Origin of the sequence: Paramesorhizobium deserti (genome assembly GCF_001558695.1) — a bacterium.
In the GTDB taxonomy this organism is placed as follows: domain Bacteria; phylum Pseudomonadota; class Alphaproteobacteria; order Rhizobiales; family Rhizobiaceae; genus Paramesorhizobium; species Paramesorhizobium deserti.
The window spans coordinates 115,138-134,369 of sequence record NZ_LNTU01000002.1; the positions used below are offsets into that span (position 1 = coordinate 115,138).

General features: G+C 59.9%; 19 protein-coding genes. 4 read left to right on the top strand and 15 right to left on the bottom strand.

What is annotated here, in order from left to right; all coding sequences use genetic code 11:
- Window positions 1-4: 4 nt before the first annotated feature.
- The 6 genes from ATN84_RS07595 to ATN84_RS07620 form a co-directional block, all read right to left on the bottom strand.
- Window positions 5-1,105, bottom strand: a complete 1,101-nt coding sequence (locus ATN84_RS07595) for an ABC transporter ATP-binding protein (RefSeq protein ID WP_068881020.1) — start codon at window positions 1,103-1,105, stop codon at window positions 5-7.
- A gap of 3 nt (window positions 1,106-1,108) precedes the next feature.
- Window positions 1,109-1,984: a carbohydrate ABC transporter permease gene (locus ATN84_RS07600; protein WP_068881021.1), complete on the bottom strand. Its 876-nt coding sequence runs from the start codon at window positions 1,982-1,984 to the stop codon at window positions 1,109-1,111.
- Window positions 1,977-2,870, bottom strand: coding sequence for a carbohydrate ABC transporter permease (locus ATN84_RS07605; protein WP_068881022.1), 894 nt, complete (start codon window positions 2,868-2,870; stop codon window positions 1,977-1,979). Before ATN84_RS07605 ends, ATN84_RS07600 begins: the two co-directional genes overlap by 8 nt.
- A 69-nt stretch (window positions 2,871-2,939) precedes the next feature.
- A complete protein-coding gene (locus tag ATN84_RS07610) occupies window positions 2,940-4,187 on the bottom strand; it encodes an ABC transporter substrate-binding protein (protein WP_068881023.1) in 1,248 nt (415 codons plus the stop codon).
- 60 nt (window positions 4,188-4,247) lie between these two features.
- Window positions 4,248-5,561, bottom strand: coding sequence for a histidinol dehydrogenase (gene hisD, locus ATN84_RS07615; RefSeq protein WP_068881024.1), 1,314 nt, complete (start codon window positions 5,559-5,561; stop codon window positions 4,248-4,250).
- Window positions 5,562-5,655: 94 nt separating this feature from the next.
- Window positions 5,656-7,458, bottom strand: a complete 1,803-nt coding sequence (locus tag ATN84_RS07620; protein ID WP_068881069.1) for a thiamine pyrophosphate-binding protein — start codon at window positions 7,456-7,458, stop codon at window positions 5,656-5,658.
- Window positions 7,459-7,847: 389 nt separating this feature from the next.
- On the opposite strand from ATN84_RS07620, the gene ATN84_RS07625 reads away from it, so the two are divergent.
- Window positions 7,848-8,537: a hypothetical protein gene (locus tag ATN84_RS07625; protein ID WP_153020144.1), complete on the top strand. Its 690-nt coding sequence runs from the start codon at window positions 7,848-7,850 to the stop codon at window positions 8,535-8,537.
- A gap of 33 nt (window positions 8,538-8,570) precedes the next feature.
- Here the strand turns inward: ATN84_RS07625 and ATN84_RS07630 are convergent, their stop codons facing one another.
- Entirely contained in the window at window positions 8,571-9,395 is an 825-nt protein-coding gene (locus ATN84_RS07630) for a helix-turn-helix domain-containing protein (RefSeq protein ID WP_068881026.1), read from the bottom strand.
- Window positions 9,396-9,730: 335 nt separating this feature from the next.
- On the opposite strand from ATN84_RS07630, the gene ATN84_RS07635 reads away from it, so the two are divergent.
- Both ATN84_RS07635 and ATN84_RS07640 read left to right on the top strand, forming a co-directional pair.
- Window positions 9,731-10,729: a Gfo/Idh/MocA family protein gene (locus tag ATN84_RS07635; protein ID WP_244491018.1), complete on the top strand. Its 999-nt coding sequence runs from the start codon at window positions 9,731-9,733 to the stop codon at window positions 10,727-10,729.
- 33 nt (window positions 10,730-10,762) lie between these two features.
- Window positions 10,763-11,647 carry a sugar phosphate isomerase/epimerase family protein gene (locus ATN84_RS07640; RefSeq protein WP_068881070.1) on the top strand — a complete coding sequence of 295 codons (885 nt, stop codon included), beginning with the start codon at window positions 10,763-10,765 and terminating at the stop codon, window positions 11,645-11,647.
- 63 nt (window positions 11,648-11,710) lie between these two features.
- Here ATN84_RS07640 and ATN84_RS28125 read toward each other — a convergent pair whose 3' ends face one another.
- A complete protein-coding gene (locus tag ATN84_RS28125) occupies window positions 11,711-11,911 on the bottom strand; it encodes a hypothetical protein (RefSeq protein ID WP_425287381.1) in 201 nt (66 codons plus the stop codon).
- Between ATN84_RS28125 and ATN84_RS07645 the strand changes: the two genes are divergently transcribed.
- Window positions 11,858-12,364: a PIN domain-containing protein gene (locus tag ATN84_RS07645; protein ID WP_244491023.1), complete on the top strand. Its 507-nt coding sequence runs from the start codon at window positions 11,858-11,860 to the stop codon at window positions 12,362-12,364. The two genes, ATN84_RS28125 and ATN84_RS07645, sit on opposite strands and share 54 nt — an antisense overlap.
- A gap of 237 nt (window positions 12,365-12,601) precedes the next feature.
- On the opposite strand, the gene ATN84_RS07650 is transcribed toward ATN84_RS07645, so the two are convergent.
- Genes ATN84_RS07650 through ATN84_RS07680 form a run of 7 tightly spaced genes read right to left on the bottom strand, consistent with a single transcriptional unit; the run spans window position 12,602 to window position 19,193 of the window.
- On the bottom strand, window positions 12,602-13,918 hold the full coding sequence (locus tag ATN84_RS07650) for an aspartate aminotransferase family protein (RefSeq protein ID WP_068881028.1): 1,317 nt from the start codon (window positions 13,916-13,918) through the stop codon (window positions 12,602-12,604).
- A 15-nt stretch (window positions 13,919-13,933) separates the two neighbouring features.
- The gene (locus ATN84_RS07655; protein WP_068881029.1) at window positions 13,934-14,602 is read right to left on the bottom strand and encodes a cysteine hydrolase family protein; all 669 of its coding nucleotides are present in this window, start codon (window positions 14,600-14,602) and stop codon (window positions 13,934-13,936) included.
- Window positions 14,599-15,630 carry a branched-chain amino acid ABC transporter permease gene (locus ATN84_RS07660; protein WP_068881030.1) on the bottom strand — a complete coding sequence of 344 codons (1,032 nt, stop codon included), beginning with the start codon at window positions 15,628-15,630 and terminating at the stop codon, window positions 14,599-14,601. The genes ATN84_RS07655 and ATN84_RS07660 overlap by 4 nt, the downstream gene beginning before the upstream one ends.
- Before the next feature lie 11 nt (window positions 15,631-15,641).
- Window positions 15,642-16,532 carry a branched-chain amino acid ABC transporter permease gene (locus ATN84_RS07665; protein ID WP_068881031.1) on the bottom strand — a complete coding sequence of 297 codons (891 nt, stop codon included), beginning with the start codon at window positions 16,530-16,532 and terminating at the stop codon, window positions 15,642-15,644.
- Between the two features lie 2 nt (window positions 16,533-16,534).
- The gene (locus tag ATN84_RS07670) at window positions 16,535-17,242 is read right to left on the bottom strand and encodes an ABC transporter ATP-binding protein (RefSeq protein WP_068881032.1); all 708 of its coding nucleotides are present in this window, start codon (window positions 17,240-17,242) and stop codon (window positions 16,535-16,537) included.
- Window positions 17,235-17,969, bottom strand: a complete 735-nt coding sequence (locus tag ATN84_RS07675) for an ABC transporter ATP-binding protein (RefSeq protein WP_068881033.1) — start codon at window positions 17,967-17,969, stop codon at window positions 17,235-17,237. Before ATN84_RS07675 ends, ATN84_RS07670 begins: the two co-directional genes overlap by 8 nt.
- 54 nt (window positions 17,970-18,023) lie before the next feature.
- Complete coding sequence (locus ATN84_RS07680; RefSeq protein WP_068881034.1) at window positions 18,024-19,193, bottom strand: ABC transporter substrate-binding protein; 1,170 nt, start codon at window positions 19,191-19,193, stop codon at window positions 18,024-18,026.
- Window positions 19,194-19,232: the final 39 nt, after the last annotated feature.

Sequence of the window (19,232 nt, forward strand, 5' to 3'; positions counted from 1 at the left end):
TCTTTCAGTCAATGCGCGTTTCGGTTTCACTGTCGAAGAGCACGATCTTGGTCGTATCGACCGCCAGTGCAGCCTCCCGCCTCGCATGCGCTTGCCTCGGCGGTAGACGGGCTGTCACCTCGACACCGCCCAGCTGGAAGACAGCCAACGTATCCGGTCCCGTTGGTTCCACGACGTCGAAATCGACGGTCAGCGATGGACCGGTAGCGGCTGAGGCGATGGAGAAGTTCTCCGGGCGGATGCCAACCAGCACCTTCTCGCCGGCGTAGCGGCGCAGCCCTTCCACGGAAAGCGAAATGCCACCGATCCGCGCTGCCGGCCGCCGTGCGACGTCGACCACGGCCGTCGCCGTCGTACCTTCGACCTCGAGAACCGCCGGCACTATGTTCATCGCCGGAGAGCCGACGAAGCGCGCGACATAAACATTGGCAGGTCGGTCGTAGACAGCCTGCGGGTCGCCCAGCTGCTGCACCACGCCATCCTTCATAACGGCGACGCGCGTGGCGAGCGTCATGGCCTCGATCTGGTCATGGGTGACATAGACGATGGTCGTGCCGAGGCGGGCATGCAGGCGCTTGATCTCGGTTCGCATGTCGACGCGCAGCTTGGCGTCAAGGTTCGACAGGGGTTCGTCGAACAGAAACAGTTTCGGCTCCCGCACGATCGCCCGTCCCATGGCGACGCGCTGGCGCTGGCCACCCGAGAGCTGAGAGGGCTTGCGATTCAAAAGGTGGGTGATCTGCAGAAGGTCCGACGCCGTCTTCACGGCCTTGTCGCGATCGGCCCGGGCGATCCTGCGGATTTTCATGCCGAACTCGATGTTCTGGCGTACGGTCATCGTCGGGTAGAGCGCGTAGGACTGGAACACCATGGCGATGTCCCGGTCCTTGGGCGAGAGGTGGTTGACGGTCTTTCCGGCGATACGGATTTCGCCGCCGGTGATCGTTTCCAGGCCCGCGATCATGTTGAGCAGCGTGGACTTGCCGCAGCCGGAGGGACCGAGCAGCACAAGGAAATCGCCGGTTCCGATGGAGATAGACACCTCCTTCAGAACCTCTAATTGGCCGTAAGCCTTACGGACGCGATCGATTTCAAGAGTGGACATGGCTCAGCCTTTCACGGCTCCGGCCGTCAGCCCGCGGACGAAATAGCGACCCGCGACGATGTAGACGACCAAGGTTGGGATGGCGGCGATCATGGCGGCAGCCATGTCGACGTTGTATTGCTTGCGACCGGTGGTCACGTTGACGATATTGTTGAGCGCCACCGTAATGGGGCTGTTGGAGCCCGACGTGAACGAGACGCCAAAGAGGAAATCGTTCCAGATTTGCGTGAACTGCCAGATGCAGGATACGACGATGATCGGAATCGAGGTTGGCAGGATGACACTCCAGAAAATCCGGAAGAAACCGGCGCCATCGACCATCGCCGCCTTCGTCAGCTCATCAGGCAGCGACACGAAATAGTTCCGGAAGAACAGCGTCGTGAAGCAGATCCCGTACGAGGCGTGCACGGCGACAAGGCCCGGTATGGAACCGGCGAGACCCAGAAGACCGAGCGTGCGGGCCATGGGAATGAGGATTGCCTGGTAGGGCAGGAAGCAGCCGAACAGCAGCAGGCCAAAAACGAAATTCGCGCCGGGAAACTTCCACTTCGTGAGGATGTATCCATTGATCGCTCCGATGCCGGTCGACAGCACAACCGCCGGAATCACCATCAGCAGCGAGTTGACAAAATAGGGTTTCAGGCCGGTGCATTCGGTTCCGATGCAGGCTTCGGACCATGCCGCCCGCCAGGCATCGAATGTGAGGACCTTCGGCAAGCCGATGAACGAGCCGCTATAGATCTCGTCGAGCGGCTTCAGCGACGTCACCACCATGACCCAGAGCGGCATCAGATAGACAAGCGCGACGACGATGAGGCATCCGTAGACGACCATGCGGCCAAGCCGCGCCTTGCCGGATCGGGAGAGGGCTTCAGCCATTTTTCTGCTCCCGGAGTTCGGAATAGAGGTAAGGGATGATGATGGCCGCGACAGTCATGAGCATCATCATGGCGCTTGCCGCGCCGACCCCCATCTGGTTTCGCCGAAAGGTGGCGGAGAACATGAAGGTCGACGGCAACTCGGTCGCCGTGCCCGGCCCGCCATTGGTCAGCGCCAGCACCAGGTCAAAGCTCTTGATGGCGATGTAGCTGAGAAGGACGATGACGCTCAGCATGGCCGGGCGCAGCATGGGAATGATGATCTGGCGGTAGATCAACGGCAACGAGGCGCCTTCGATCTGCGCTGCCTTGATGACGGAATTGTCGATCCCACGCAGACCGGCCAGGAAGATCGCCATGGCGAAGCCTGAGGACTGCCAGACGCCGGCCACCACGACGGTATAGATCGCCATTTGCGGATCGGTGATCCAGTCGAAGCGGAATGTCGTCCATCCAAGATCGGTGACAACCTTCTGGATGCCGAGACCCGGGTTCATGATCCATTTCCAGGCGGTTCCCGTCACGATGAACGAGAGCGCCATCGGATAGAGGTAGATCGCGCGGAGCGCCCCTTCGACCCGAATGTTCTGGTCCAGCAAAATCGCCAGCAGCAGCCCGAGGCCGGTGGAGAGCGCCAGGAAAAGCACCGAGAAGATGAAGAGATTGGCTACAGCGGTGTGCCAACGGGGCGTTGCCCATAGGCGGACATATTGATCCAGACCCACGAAATCATAGGTCGGCACGAATTTCGACGAGGTCACGGAGATCACGCCCGTCCAGAGAATGAACAGGTAGACCGTGACGATGACGATGAGCAGGCTGGGAGCGACGACGAGGCGCGGTAGCCAGCCTGCCAATCGCGAGGACATGTGCGTAGAGGCGCTCATGGGTCAGCTCCGATAGCGGGCATTCTGGAGAAGCCGGCGGATGCGGCTCCTCCGGGGTGGCGATTCGGGTTACCGGGCGTTGTCGATGCCGGAGACCAGCATCTTCACGGCGTCCTCCGAACTCATCTTGCCGACGAAGAACTGCGCTGCCACGTCACTGAAGACGGAAGCGAATTCCGGCTTCGCGGCAAAGCCGTGCGTCATGGCCCCCTGCATGCTGCCCTTCTCGATAGCGGTCGCGCGCTCCTGGAAGCCAAGCTTGGCACAATCGTCGAAATCGTCGACCGAGACGTCGTTACGGGCTGGAATGGAACCCTTGATGCGGTTGAAATCCTTCTGGACCTGCGGGTCCATGATCGTCTCGGCGAGCGCGACCTGCGCCTGCTGTACGGTCTCGTCCTTCACGGTGAACATGCCGAAGCTGTCGATGAGATACTGGAAGGAGGTCACCTTGCCGGGCGTGGCGAAGCAGTAGAAATCCTGATTGGGCTTCAGGCCCTTGGCGAGGAACTCACCCTTCGCCCAGTCACCCATGAACTGCATGGCGGCTTCGCCATTGATGACCATTCCCGTGGCCACGGCCCAGTCCCGGCCGACGAAATTGTCGTCGACGAGACCACGGATCTCGCGCAGCGTGTCGAAAACCTTCACCATCTCGGGGCTGCCGAGTGCCTCAGGGTCAAGGTCAACTGCCGTCTTCTGGTAGAATTCTGGCCCGTTGAGGTCGGACAGAAGCGCGTCGAAGATGATCCCGATCTGCCAGGGCTCGTCGCCCATTGCGACCGGAACGACGCCCTTTTCCTTCAGCTTCTTGCCAGTCTCGATCAGCTCGGCCCAGGTCTTCGGCACGGCGATGCCGGCGTCGTCGAAGATCTTCTTGTTGGCCCAAACCCAGTTCTGGCGATGCATGTTGATCGGCGCGGCGATAAAAGCCTCACCCGAGGTCACGAACGGCAGAAGCTGCGGCGCAAGCGCCTCCCGCCAGCCGCCCGCCTGAGCAAGATCGTTCAGGTCGCGAACGACGCCCTGTTCAGCCCATTGCACACCTTCCCAGCCAAGAAACTGCATGGCGCCCGGCGGATCGCCTGCCGTCAGACGGGCACGGAGCGCCTGCTGCGCGTTTGCGCCGCTCATCCCGCCGACCGCCGAATCCTTCCATTGAAATCCCTTGGCTTCGAGTGCCTTGCGAATGACGTTGAGAGCCTCGACTTCGCTCTGCGAAACCCAGTGATGCAGAACTTCGATCTGGCCTTCCGCTCGGGCGGCTATGGGCATGAGCATGGTCGCCGCAAGAGCTGTGGCAATGAATTTGGACATGGTTTCATCCTCTCTGGTTAGGTTTGATCGCGGCCCTTGGCGGGCTCTTGCGCGCTGCTGTTAATTGGGTTCGACGGGCATGGCGTAGCCGACATTCCTCCCGCCGTAGCGCCGGACGCGGATATTCGCCTGCTCGGCATGACCGGCGAAGCCCTCCATCAGACAGAGGCGCGAACCGTAGGCTCCGATCATTGCCGAGGCCTCGTCGGTCAGGACCCTCTGGTAGGTGCAGGTCTTCAGGAACTTTCCAACCCAGAGGCCACCGGTGTAGCGTGCCGCCTTGTTGGTGGGCAGGGTATGATTGGTCCCGATCACCTTGTCACCAAAGGCGACATTGGTGCGTGCGCCGAGGAAGAGCGCGCCGTAATTTGTCATGTTTTCGAGGAAATAATCCGGATCACGGGTCATGACCTGCACGTGTTCGGAAGCCACGCGATCGCCTTCGGCCAGCATCTCCTCGATCGTATCGCATAGGATGATCTCGCCGAAATCATCCCACGCCTTGCCCGCGATAGCTGCTGTCGGCAGGACTTTCAGAAGACGCTCGATCTCGACGAGCGTGTCGCGCGCCAGCCTTTCTGAGTTGGTGATGAGGACGGACGGCGAGTTGACACCATGTTCTGCCTGACCAAGCAGGTCCGTCGCCACCAGCTCGCCATCGACGCTGTCGTCCGCGATGAGCAATGTTTCCGTCGGACCGGCGAAGAGGTCGATGCCGACGCGGCCGAAGAGCAAACGCTTGGCTTCCGCCACATAAGCATTTCCCGGCCCGGCAAGCATGTCGACCGGCTTGATCGTCTCCGTTCCATAGGCCATCGCAGCGATCGCCTGGACGCCGCCAAGGCAATAGATCTCGTCGGCGCCGGCAAGCGCCTGCGCCGCCACGATCTTCTCGGCGATCTTGCCCTGGAACGGCGGCGCGCAGGTGATCACCCGTTCGCAGCCAGCAACGCGCGCCGTCAGCACCGTCATATGGGCGGACGCGAGCAGCGGATATTTGCCACCGGGAACATAGCATCCAACATTCTGGATCGGCACGTTCTTGTGGCCGAGAACGACACCCGGCAGGGTCTCGATCTCGATCTCTTTGAGCGCGGCTTTCTGGGCCTCGGCGAACCGACGGATCTGCTCCTGTGCGAAATCGAGGTCCTCGCGCTCCCGTGCGGTCAGCGTATTAATGCAGCCGGCGATCTCTTCTTTCGTCAGCCGGTAGGAGTCGCGATCGAAGTTGTCGAACTGGATCGACAATTGGCGAACTGCCTCGTCTCCGCCCTCTCTCACCTTCACAAGGATCGCCTCGACTGCTTTGGTAATTGCGCTGTCGGGACTACCCTCTTCAATGGAAGCCCTAGCTGCTTTAATGTGCCGGATCATGACAAAGTCTCTTCGTTCACAGCCGCTGTAAGCGCCGTGCCAACAGTGTTTCGGAACGGGTAAGGGAGGCTAGCGCCTCCCTTCCGCGCTATGTTCAGAGGTGCTGTTCGCGAGCACGCATCGCAGCGTAGGGAACCTGTTCCTTTTCGTAATAGGCCGGCGACGGGAAATCCCACCATCCGGTGGCGAACGGGCCTGCAGCATCACGCGAGACCATAACTTCGACGAGGGCCGGCCCGCCGTATTCAAGCGCCGCCTTCAGGCTGCTTTCCAGGTCCTCGTCCTTTTCGACTTTCCAGGCCTGAAGACCGAAGGCGCGAGCGGAGGCAGCTATATCGGCCGAATAGGGGGCGCCATTGCCGGCATGGTGGTTAAATTCAGAAGCGATGTGGCGGCCCATGAACTTGCGTTGCCCACCACGGATCGACATGTAACCCTGGTTGTTGAGCACCAGGAAAACCACGTTGATCCCGTTCATGACCGCGGTGCCCATTTCGGGCAGCGACATCATGAAGTCGCCGTCGCCAACAATAGCCACGACCTGCCGATCCGGACGGGCGAGCTTGGCACCGAGCGCCGCCGGCACGGCCCAACCCATCGGCGAATAGGAACCGGAGGTAAGATGCGTGCGCGGCTCGTAGACCGGAAAGCTCTGCTTCACCGATCCTTGCGTATTGCCCGAGCCGACGACAACGATGCCGTCGCGGTCGAGAACCTTGCGCAGGGCGACGAGCGGTCGTTGCGAGGTGAAAGGTGTCTCTCGGCTGTTTTCGCGCGGCTCGACCTGAGCGCGCCAATCCGCCTTGGCCTTTTGCACATCGGCGAGGAAAGTCTCGCGGCGCGACAACATTCTCTGCGATTCCGCATCGGAAATCATCGAGAGGATCGCCTCCAGCGTCACCCTGGCATCGGCAACGATGCCAACCTCGGTCTCGTAATTCTTACCAATCTCGCGCGGATCGAGATCGATGTGGATCAGCTTGGCCGACGGGATCGAGAAGGAAATGCCTTTGGCATAGGATGAGGCGGACCAGTCGGTGAAGCGGCAGCCCACCGACACGACAACGTCGGCTGATGCCGTGATCTTGTTGCCGCACGTCGTGCCCGTCTGGCCGACGGCTCCGATGAACAGCGCGTGGTCCTCGGCGATAGCTCCCTTGCCATTCCAAGTGGTTGAAACGGCCGCGCCGAGCTTTTCTGCCAGTCGCGTCAACTCGGCGGAGGCGTTTGCCGTAATCGCGCCGCCCCCGGCGACGATGACCGGACGCTCGGCGCCCAGAAGAACTTTCACCGCGGCTTCGATGGCCTTCGGGTCCGGATAGGCGATACCGACCGGCAGGCGCTTCTGCAGCGGATGAATGGTGATATCCGCTGCCTCAACCTGAACATCCATCGGAACCTCGACATGGACAGGACCTGGGCGGCCCGTCAGCATTTCACTAAACGCACGGTGCATGATGCTTGGGAGGACCTGCACGGAATTTGCTTGCCAGGCACGCTTGGTAGCCTGCTCGGTGATGCGTGGAAATGCGTTGTCCTGCTGGCGCTCCAGCTCTTGCATGGTGCCGTGGCCATGCATGTAAGTCTGCGGCGAACCGGAAACGTAGAAAAGCGAGGTGGAGTCACAGTAGGCGGTGGCCAGTCCGATGATGGTGTTGGCTGCACCCGGGCCGACGGAAGTCGAACAGGCCATCGGCTTACCAGAAGCACGATAGTAGCCGTCTGCCATATGAACCGCGCTCTGCTCATGCATCACCTGGATGAAAGGGATCTGAGAGCCTTCTTCCAAAAATGCGTCGAACAGCGACCAGATGCCGTGGCCCGGCACGCCCGCGACATATTCAACACCATACTCTTTCAGTGCCCTGGCAACGATCTGACCGCCTGTCAGCTTCATGTGATCGACCCTCTTGAACGATGATTGTTCCATGCCGGGAGAGATAAGCTCCGATATTCCCGACGGTTGCCGACATTGATCGACCGAAGAGACCGAAGCCGCAAGTTCGCAGCCTTCGATTCACTGACGCAATATGAAGTTGGATTGGTTTCAGTCTGCATCGTCCGTGATCTCAAATCGGGCTGCGTAGCGGCGCAAGTTCCCGGATGGGGGTTTTAGGCACGGGTGCTCCCTCGCCTGAAAGCGCGTTGTGGCATCGGCCAGATATTCGCACTCTGAAGCTTATTTTGCGTCATTGAGCGAATAAAATAATCCGGGCGCGCACTTTTTTGGCATGGCTGAACATGTATGGCTGTAATGGGAAAATTTGCAGGATACGGAGCACCAGCGTGCAGAACGTCACAAGAGATTTAGCTTTCGCGGACGAGTTCATTTCCGCAGTTCTGATAGAGAATGTCGTCGACTATTCAGTCGAAGATGGGGTGGTCGTCAACATCTCCCCCACTGCAATGATCACCGGTGAGACACATCCGGCCGTTGTCCCTGCGTGGAAATCCACTTGGCTCAAAGGGGGCGTTATCCGCTCTTCTGAGCGTGCCGCCGTCATTAAGGTGGTGAAGCCGACCAATCTGGGGGGCTGCATGTTCCGTGGCTGGGATTGGCTGGGCAATCGCATCCGCAGCTTCCCGCGCGATACTCCGCTCTATATCTCGCCACAGGATGAAATCGGAACGGTAACCACCGACGCGCGGGTTTTCACCAATGAGCGTCAAGAGGCAGTTAATCCACAGACGTTCCGACTGAAACTGAACCTGTGGTGGGCGCCGGGGGATACCGATTGCTTCATTCACGACGAGCATCCTTTCCTTGAAACCCATACCCAGATCCATGGCCTTGGGCGGATGCAGAAATTCAAGGAGCGGAACGAAACGACGCTTTATGAAGATGTCATCATGCCAATCGGTTATTCCCACGATCCGTTCTGCAGGGTAACCAGTGAGAACCAGTGGACCTATCCATGGCACCGCTACTATTCAACCACGGACAGTGTCTGGTTGGCGATCGAGTTGCATCCATAAGGAATGTAATGCATGGGCAGTGCACGACGGGCTCTAGCTCATCTGGATCATATCTGAGCCATCGCCAAGATATTGTAGAGCTTCGCGAGGTATCGACGGATCGTTACGATCCAAGACGGTGAGATCCTTGAGGTGCTCGCGCCGCAAGAGACCGGGCCCGCGGTAATGCAACGCAACCTTTGTTGAGTAGGGCTGACGGAACACAGTCGCCGCAATGCCGCTCGAAATGCCAAACATGAACCTTTTGGAGTTGCGCTTGACCTGGGCATAAACACCGAAGGTCAGCTCGTTCGATTGGATCCCCTCAAAGTCGGCCGTGAAGAGACGGTCGGCCACCGGGAAACAGAAGCCGTAGTACTTAAAGACATATTCCGTTTTTCGTGGGTCGTCATAGCTCGGGAACCGCTCGACATAGTAGTGCTGAAGAAACTCCTTGTTGCGGTAAACACAAAAAGCCGACCGCAACACGAAGCCTTTATAAATTGAGGAAAACTGGTAACGATCGTAAACGCCGACAATGTCGTCATGGGCATCGTTGTTTTCGACGATCATGTTCGAAACAAAGCGCGAGAACTCCGGCAGTTGCCGGACCGTCGCCATCGCATGAAAGAAGTTGCCGTCCACGAGGGCGCGAAACTCATCGGGATCGGCGAAAAGAATCGGAATGCTCAGGCCGAAATAATTGGCGATAATCCGCAAGTTCGCGGGCGACGGGATGTGGGCTCCCGAAAGGTATTTGTTAAATTGCTGGCGATTGACGTTGATCTTGCGGCAGACAGCCGCGACTGAGCCATGGCGCTCACACAACGTGCGCAGGTTCGCTGCCAGCGCAGCGGCGTCCCTCCCCAAATGATCCATTATATTCCCCGAATATGAAGCATATAGACGCGGACTATACTTCAGAATGCTGCAAACTTCAATTGCACGCGCTATTGATTTGATCCGTGAAACGCGCTGCTAACCGCTTCAATAGAGCCTTCATCTTCTATCCATTTTGCCGCGCATCTGCTTTTGGCATCAGCTAATCACGTCCCTGCGAGAGCCGAGACTGGCATGGAGCGCTATTCAAGCTTACGCGTCCTGACGCAATCCGGCTCCATTTCCGCGTCACACCGCTAATGACTTCGATCCGGTGCGAAGTTGTAACGCGCGTGGCGAGCAGCCAATCTCTCGGGAAACGAGAGGAGGGCACGGTGCGATCCACGGAAGAGCTCGGCTGGTCTGTCATGGGCACAGGCACCATCGCAACCGAGCACATGGTTGCAGCGATCCGGACTGCCGGACATCAGCCCCGATGGGTCGTCAGCCGCAACAAGGAATACGCGAAGCTCTTTTCGCAGGACATGCAGGTGCCCAATACATCGCTTGACGCAAGGCGAGCCCTGCACGATCCCTTCGTCAAGTTCGCCTATGTCAGCGCTGCCCGCGAGCGGCGTAGACACTACATTGTGGCCGCCGCCTCGGAGCGCAAGCATGTGCTCTGCGACGGCCCGATTGCGGCAAGCAGCCGTGTGGCGGCCGGACTCGTCGAGCAATGCCGGCAAGCCGGCATCGTTCTTGCCCTCAACCAGCCCGCCCGCGCCGCATCGCCGCACCAGACTATGCGCAGGCTGCTGCAGGAAGGCGAGATCGGCACCTTACAATTGCTGTCGATCGTGCGCGGCGCGCCGTTTCAGTCGTCGCCCACTCGCCATGTGGAGGAGGGAGAGACCAAGGGCGATATCCTGCTCGACATGTCCATTGAAAGCATCGATCTCGCGCGTTTTCTGACCGGCCAGGAACCAGTGGAAGTCTCGGCACTTTCGTCCGGGCCACAAGGTATGGATGCCGACCAGCTCTCCTACGCAATAAGAATGTCGAACGGCACGCTGTTTCAGGCGCTCGAGAGCTTCGCCGCGGCTGAATTCGAGAGCACCGTCATGCTCGCGGGCGACCGTGGAACACTCATCGCCCATGGCACGCTCAGCGGCAGGGCTCCGGGTGCTCTTATCCGGCGCCTATATGGCAGGAACGAACTGATCCCGTTGCGTGATCGGGACCCTTACATCACGACGATCGAGGGTTTCCTTGGCGCCACGCAAAAATCGGCGACCTGGATATGCCTGGGAGAGGATTCCGTCGTCGCCCTCAGAACGGCGGAGGCGATTGCGGCGGTCCGGAAAAAGCGACATCTGCCGATCGCCGCCGACTGACCCATGCCAGACAAACACGAAGGATCGGCAGCCATGGCCCGTGCCAAAAACAAACTTATCTTCCACTCCATGGTCTCCAAGCCGAATTCGCTCGCGATCGACGTCGAGATTGCCCGCAGCCTTGATTTCGACGGGCTGGAAACATCCGGTGCCAAGATCGCCGCCTTTCTGGCAGCCGGCCATACGGAAGAGGCGCTCCGAGAACGTCTGGACGGCCTCTTCCTGCCGGGCATCGGTTTCCTGACCGATCTGGAGCGGCAATGCGATGGGCGCCGGGAAATGTTGCGCGAAGCGGAGCATCTGTGCGCCCTCGCCGCCGCTGCTGGCGCAAAGGGCATTGAGGCCATCACCGGCCCGCTTGACATCAGGGTTTTCGAGCCTGGGGCGATCAGCCGCTATCCCGGTCTCTACCGCGGCCTTATCGATCTGCCCGAAGACGAGCAAAGCGAACGGACCGCCGCCAATCTGAAGGCCGTCGCCGATATCGCCGCCGATCACGGACTCCTCGTTTATCTTGAGGCGCTGTCCTGGACACCGCTCAACACGATGGATGCGCAGTTGCGCATCCTCGATCTCTGCAACCGCGACAATGTCAGGGTGGTCGTCGATTTCTGGCACTCGTATACGTCAGGCGATATGCCAGAGAGGATCGCCCGCCTCGACAAGGACCTGATCTACGGTGTGCACCTGTGCGATTCCCTTCCCTATTCGGGCGGCATTCCGAATGAGGCAATCCTGCGCGATGTGCCAACCGGAGAAGGCGTCCTCGACCTGCCAAGTTGGGTGGATGCAGTCAGATCGACAGGCTATAACGGGTGGTGGAGCTGCGAGCTGTTCTGCAATCGCCAGCATCAAGATAACAGCTTCGCCGTAGCCAAGGACCTGAAAATCCTCATGGAACGCCTGATCCCGGAATAATCGCTCCGGACCGCACCCCGTTGCCTTTCATCGGCTATTGAAGTTCGGCCTCCAGTGCTCGCGCTAAAGACCAAGCTCGACGCACGGCGGGCCGCCTTGGAAGCGCCGGCCGAAGACACCGAGGATCTCATTCACACCCATGGCCTCTAAACCGCCGTTGCGGTCTATGATGCCTGCGTCCTCTATCGCTTCCATCCGCGCAACGTCCTGATCCAGTGCGCCTTCGACGGTCTCGTCGAGGCGCGCTGGACCGATGACATCCATGACGAGTGGATGCGCAATCTCGCCGCCAACGCGCCTTCCCTACCAATAGAACGTCTGATAGCCACGCGTGACAGGATGAAGGCCGTCCTGCCGAACGCAGACGTGGCGAACTATCACCCATTGGTCACTAGCCTCAAACTACCTGACCCTGGCGATCGGCATGTGTTCACAGCCGCCATCGCAGGGAAAGCCTCCATCATCGTCACCTTGAACCTCAAGGATTTTCCAAGGCGCGATCTCCTCCCCTACGGCGTAACCAGCCAGTCGCCGGATGATTTCCTGACCGATCTCCATGCGGCGTTTCCCAACGCGCTCATTTCCAGTGTCAAACCTGCGCGGTTTAATCCGCGTAAGACAACGCCATCGGTTGAAGCCTTTGTTGACGCGCTTCAGCAAAGCGGGCTGAAGAAGTTTTCAGGCGTGCTTCACCGGAACATCGCCTCACTGAACTGAGCCGGCGAGGTGCAAGCAGAGCACAACAACCGCCCCCCGCACATCGGCGGTAACCTTATTCCCCATCAACTTCCGCATCGGCCGAAAACGGCTCCTCTTGCACGGCATGTCTGCTCAAAAACCCAGCATTCTCGAGGACCCCGATAGCCAATGCAACGTTTGGACGGTGCGCATTAGGAAGCGAGATGCGGTGTGCTGGCGACCATATCCACAAGGATTTCCCCACCAGGTTTTATCTTACCAGCCCTGGAAGCCGGCAAGTACATCCGCATTGACGCGGCCGGCAATTACGTCGGCCAAGACCTTCTCCAGAATGTCCACACCCTTTCGAGCCTCCGCCTCCGACAAGGTGAGTGGAGGCGTGAACTCAAGCACGTTCGAGCGAACGCCAACATAGTAGAGAACGAGGCCAAGCTCGAAAGCTCGATAGACCGCAAGCGCAGATCCACGGCTGGCAGGCATGCGGCTTTCCCGGTCCACTACAAGCTCCGCACCAAGGGCAAGGCCACGACCACGGACGTTGCCGATAATGGAATGACGGCGGGCTAACTGTTCGAGGCCGTCGCGCAAGACCGTTCCTATGCGAGCAGCGTTCTCGACCAGATTCTCACTTTCGATCGTCTCAAGAACCGCCAGTGCCGCAGCGGCACAGACCGGATTGCCATGCACCGTCTGCAGGGAAAATGCGACCGCGTGATTCATGATTGCTTCGGGACCGACCACAGCCGAAATCGGCAGTCCGCCGCCAAGACCTTTGCCGAAGACGATGATGTCCGGCTCAATTCCGGAATGTTCGTAGGCGTGCATCATCCCGGTGCGGCCGAGACCGACCTTCACCTCATCCGAGACGAGCAGGATGCCATGCCTGCGGCAGAGCGTCTCGATGGCCTTGAAGAAGCCGTCGGGAGGAACAAGCATGCCGCCATCCGACTGGATCGGCTCGATAAAGAAAGCCGCGACCTCTTCCGGCGGTACTTCTGTCGCGAAGAGTTCTTCAATTCGCGCCAGCACGATCTCCTTGGCGGCTTCGGAGCTGCCAGACGCGTAGCTGTCGGGATAGGGGACAAGTGTCAGGCCCGGCACCTTGACCGCTCCTTGTTGCGCAGGGTGACCGGATATCGCCATCGAGCCAACGGTGCCGCCATGGTAGGCGCCCTCGAACGCAAGGATGCGCGAGCGTCCGGTTGCGGCGACCACCATCCGCGCGACCGTCTCGTTGGCGTCCGAGCCGGAATGGCCGAACCAGACCCGGCCGCGGGCACGCTCCGGCACAAGCGACAAGAGCTTTTCCGCAAGGAGGACGCAGGGTTCGTTGGCTGTTGAGAGATAGCTGGCACCGGCCTGGTCGGAGAGAGCACGATTCACCGCCTCCCGGATTGCCGGATGTGAATGGCCAAGACTTGCCGCGCCCCACGACGCTGCGAAATCCAGGAGTTGTCGCCCGTCGTCGCCGGTCAAATAGGCACCACTACCGCCAACGACTGCCTGCGGAAAAAAGCGTAGATGCGCCATCCTGGAGATCGATCGGGCTTCGCGAGCGTAGAGACCGAACATGCGGCTTCTCCCTGCCTATTTGAAGAAGGTCAAGACCTCATCGAGCTGGACGACATGGCAATAGATCATGTTGATGATCTCGAGCTCGCGCTTATGCAGTTCGTCGGTCGCGGCGGCTCCGCAATCATCGACTACCACGACGCCGAAGCTTTCATCCGCCAGGCTGCGCACCGTCGAGGAAACGCATTGGTCGGTGAAGATTCCGCAGCAGATGACGTCCTTGATGCCCATGTTATGCAGGATCAGGCGCAGATTGGTGCCCGTCAGTGCGCTGTCCGTCGTCTTGGTGATCACGATCTCGTCCGGAAGGGGAGCGAGTTCATCGACGACCTGGCCTTCCAGCAGGTCTTTCGGCAGCAGCAGGTAATTGAAGCCTGGCTTCTTCTGGCTCAATGAGCGGTCGCGGCCATCCGGCTTCAGGCAGGCGATACGGGCAAAAATCACCTCAACCTCGCGCTTGCGGCATTCATCGATCAGGCGCGCCGTGTTCGGGATGACCGTGTTTCGCATGCGGTTATAGAAGGGCTGCCAGCGTGCGGTTTCCTCCGGTGTGTCTTTCGGGCCGAGATAGGTGTTCTGAATGTCGATGACGAGCAGCGCCGTGGTTGCCGGATTGAGCACGATGTCGTCCGGCGCCTCGGCGTCGGCGTAGTAGAACGAACGATAGGCAGTTTTCCAGCTCATTGGGCAACAATCTCCTTTTTGCGGCGAGCGCGGATGAGAATGTGGCCGATCTCGCGATTGGGGAAAATGCCACCGGGCTTCAGGATCATCACGGCAATCATTGCCAGCGCAAGCACGATTTCGGTCAGCCCGATGACCTGGCCGGCGCCGAAGGAGGTGGCGTTAAGCGCGCCTTCGGTACCACGCAAGCCCTCATAGGCGACAGTAACGAGGATTGTGCCGGCGACAGCGCCGGTCACGGTATTCGCCCCACCGATCACCAGCATGGTGATGATCAGGAACGTCTCCTTGAGATAGAAGGCCTTCGGCGCGAAAGAGGTGATGAAGTGGCCCCAAAGCGCGCCACCGATGCCCGCGATGAAGGCGGCGAGAATGAAGGCACGCCAACGCAAATGCGGGATATTTGTGCCGAGCGCGGCAGCGGCGACTTCGTCCTCGCGCGAGGCGCGGAGCAGCGTTCCAGTGCGCGATTCCTTGAAGGCCAGCGCGACGACCACCACGACAGCAGCAAGGACCGCCGCGATCGGCATGTCCGTCGTCTTCGGCAAACCGAAAAGCGTGCGCGGTCCGTTGGTGAAGGCACTCCAGTTGTTCATGATCGTGTAAAGCACGACGAGGAGAGCGAACGAGGTGATGACGGCGGCGGCATCCGAAAGCCGCATCAGCGGATAAGCGACGACGGCGGCGACGAGGGCCGCGACCAATCCGGCGGCGATCATGGCGAAGAGCGGCGAGATTTCGACGACTTTCATGAAGCCATAGAGGTCCGGCAGCGCCATGCTCTTCATTTGTGCGGGTATGGTGAGCACGGCGGAGGTATAGGCGCCGAGACCCATGAAGCCGATATGGGCGAAGGAGAGCAGGCCGGAATTGCCCATGAAGGTCTGCAGGCCGACGACCAGCACCAACGAGATCATGAGGTTCGTGGCGATGCGGTCATAAAGCCGGATGCCGAGCATCTGACTGCCGATGCCTATGACGAGGATCACGCCGAGCAGGATGATGGCGGTGAGATAGGAGTGTTTCATGATCGCGCTCCTCAAGTCCGCTGTCCGCTCGCCGGCCCCCTGATGAGGCCCTCAGGGCGCCAGAGCAGGATCAGGATAACGAGACCGAAGGTGAAGGCGTCGCGGAACTTCAGGAGATCCTGCGACAGGGTATAGTTGAGCGTCGTGTCGATCAATGCCAGCAGAAAGCCGCCGAAGACCGCACCTGACAGGCTGCGCATACCGCCTATCACGGTGGCGATGAAGGCGACGAGCAACGGTTCCAGCCCTATGCCCGGCACGACCGTTCCGATGCGGCCGATCCAGAGGATGCCGACAACGCCTGCAAGAAAGCCGGAGAGTGCGAAAGCAGACGAGATGATAAGATTCGCCGGAACGCCCAGCATGCGCGCCATGGTAAAATTCGTGGCCGCCGCACGCATGGCGATGCCGAGCGTCGTCTTGCGCATCAGGAAGGCGACGGCGGCGAGCAACACGATGGAGGCGGCGATAGTGATGAGGTTGCGCACCGGCGTGATCGCGCCGCCGATCGAGACGGTTTGTGAAAAGATTTCCGGCAGCGGCACATTGCGGGGGCGCGGCGAGATGAAAAGCAGCGCCGCGTTCTGCAACAGGTTGGAGAAGGCAAATGAGGTTATCAGCACCGCCGTCACGGATTTCGCGCGAACCGGACGGAAGGCGGCATAGTCGGTGAATATGCCGAAGGCGACAGCCATGACAACGGCGAAAACCGCCATCATGATCCAGGGCAGACCGGAACCGCTGGTGAGATACATGGTGTAACCGGCGACCATGATGAGTTCCCCGTAAGCGAAATTCACCAAACGGAGGATGCCGTAAATGATGACGAGGCCAAGCGCCATGAGGGCGTAGGCGCCGCCGAGGCTCAAGACGTCTATGACGAATTGTATCGCGAAACCCATGATCAGCCTCCCAGATAATGTGCGCTGAGATCGGTGGTGGACCGGATCTCGTTAGCGGTGCCGGAGGCAACGATCTTGCCGAGCCGCATGATATAGGCGCGGTCGGCGACTGCCAGCGTCTGGTTCACATTCTGCTCGACGAGCAGGATTGTGAGGCCAGTCCGTTTCAGCGTTTCGATCATCTCGAAGATGCGTTCGACGATGGCCGGTGCGAGCCCCAGCGATGGCTCGTCGAGAAGCAGCACGCTCGGACGGGACATCAACGCGCGGGCGATCACGAGCATTTGCTGTTCGCCGCCGGAAAGCGTGCCGGCTGCCTGGCCTTCGCGTTCGGCGAGACGCGGGAAGAGATTGTGTACGCGCTCGAGATTGTCGCGGTTGCCGGCGCGGTCGCGGCGATGGATGTAGGCGCCGAGCATGAGGTTTTCCGAAACGGTCAGGTCAGGGAAGACGTCGCGGGTTTCCGGCACCGTCGCGAGGCCGGCGCGCACGACCTGCTCCGGGCTGGCCGAGGTTATGTTCGTGCCGTCGAGCGTGATCGAACCGCCAGAGGCTTTCAGGGCGCCGGCGATGCATTTAAGTGTCGTTGATTTACCGGCACCGTTGGCACCCAGCAGGCTGACCAGTTCGCCCTTGGCGAGATTGAAGCCGATACCGCGAACCGCGCGGATCGTGCCGTAGTTTACCAAGAGGTCGCGAATATCAAGCATTGACCGCTCCCTTGCCGAGATAGGCTTCGATGACGGCCGGATGGCTGCGCACATGGGCGGCATCGCCTTCCGCGATCGTGTGGCCTGAAGCGAGCACGTGAAGTCGGGAACAAAGGCGCATAATCAGGCCCATGTCGTGGTCGATGATGAGAAGACCGAGCCCGCTTTTTTTCGGCAGTTCGGCAAGGATATGAAGCAGTGTTTCCGTCTCGGCGTCGTTCATGCCGGCTGCCGGCTCGTCGAGCAGCAGGAAACGCGGCTCGGCGGCGAGCGCGCGGGCAATCTCGACGCGGCGCTTGTCGCCATAGCTCAGGCTTTCGCCAAGCTCATCCGCCTTGACGGTCAGGCCGAGCTCGCCGAGCAGCATCTTGGCGCTTTGCGATGCCACGGCGCGGGATGCGCCCTTGGCAAGCGCGGCGACCTCGACGTTTTCCATCACGGTCATTGTGTTGAAAAGGCGGGCGATCTGGAAGGAACGACTCACGCCCCGCAGCGCGATTTCGCGCGGGCTGAGGCCGGAAAGGGTAGTGTCGCCGAGGGTGATCTGGCCGGTCGCCAGTTTCACCTGGCCGGTGATGGCGTTGATAAGGGTCGTCTTGCCGGAGCCGTTCGGCCCGATCAGGCCAACGATCTCCCCGGTCGCGACAAAGAGCGACACCTGGTCGAGGGCGCGGAGGCCGGTGAACTCCACCGACACGTCGTTTACCACGAGACGCGTTTCAGACATGGCTTTTCCGAAGGTAGCGGCCGGCCGCGAGGGCCGGCTCGTAAATGGGAGCGATCAGGGCTTCGGCAGGGATTCGGGCTTCCGCCATCCAATGAAGCTTGGCTTTCCGCCCTTGAGTTCGATGATGGCCGCGGCCTTGTTCGGCACGTGGCCTTCTTCCGTCGTACCGTAATCGAGATCGCCGGTCAGGAGCTTGAACTGGCCATCTTCAAGGGCCTTGGCAACGGCTGCGCCATCAGTCGACCCGGCAGCCTTTATCGCTTCGGCTATGAGCATGATCGTGTCCCAGCCCGTTGAGACGAAGGAGGTATCCGGCGCCTTGCCATGCATGGCGGTGTAGAGTTCGATGAATTTCGGCATGTCTGGATGCGCTTCCGGGCCCATCCAGGTGTGGGTGACGAAATAGACGTCGTTGCCGAACTTCTCGCCGAGCGCCTCGTGCATGGCTGGATCGTCATAGGCATCGCCGCCGAGAATAGGCGCATCATAGCCGACTTCGCGCAAGGCGCGAATAATCACACCTATATCGGTGCCGTAGGACGAGACGAAGATCACGTCAGGCTTCTTTCCGAGCGCCTGGAGACGTGCGAGCTGAGCCGAAAAGTTGTTGTCGCCGTTCGTATAGGTGTCCTCGAGAATGATCTCGCCACCATCCGCCTTGAATTGCTCGACGAAGTATTTTGAGAGCGATTTGGTATAAGCAATGAACTGATCGGTGACGACATAGGCCGTCTTCCAGCCCCGCTCCTTGAAGGCATAGTCGGCCGCCGTCGCGCCCATCGTGGTGTTCCACATGGAAAGCGTGAACTGCTTGTCGCCCAGCGACCACGACGAATAGAGCGGGTCCGACGCGCAGGTGGAGATGCCGACGAGGTCGGCCGACTGCGCCTCGCGGCTTGCCGGCGAGCCAAAGTCGAAATCACACGGTGCGACGATGATTTGAGCGCCCTTGTCGATCAGTTCGACGGCGACGTTGCCGACGGTGACAGGATCGGACTTGCCATCGATATTGATGAACTCGATCTGCTTGCCAAGCACACCGCCATTGTCGTTCAAATATTTCACGGCGACGAGCGCACCGTTATAGCCGGGGGTGTCGAGCGGCGCCTGGATGCCCGTCATCGACAACGCGCCGCCAATCACGATCTTCTCGTCGTCGGCAAGAGCTGTGGAACCGGCGACCGCGAAGCCCGCCGCCAGAAGCAATTTGGAAATCTTCATCATGGTTGTTCCCCTTTGTGTTATGCCTTTCGGCAGTGAACT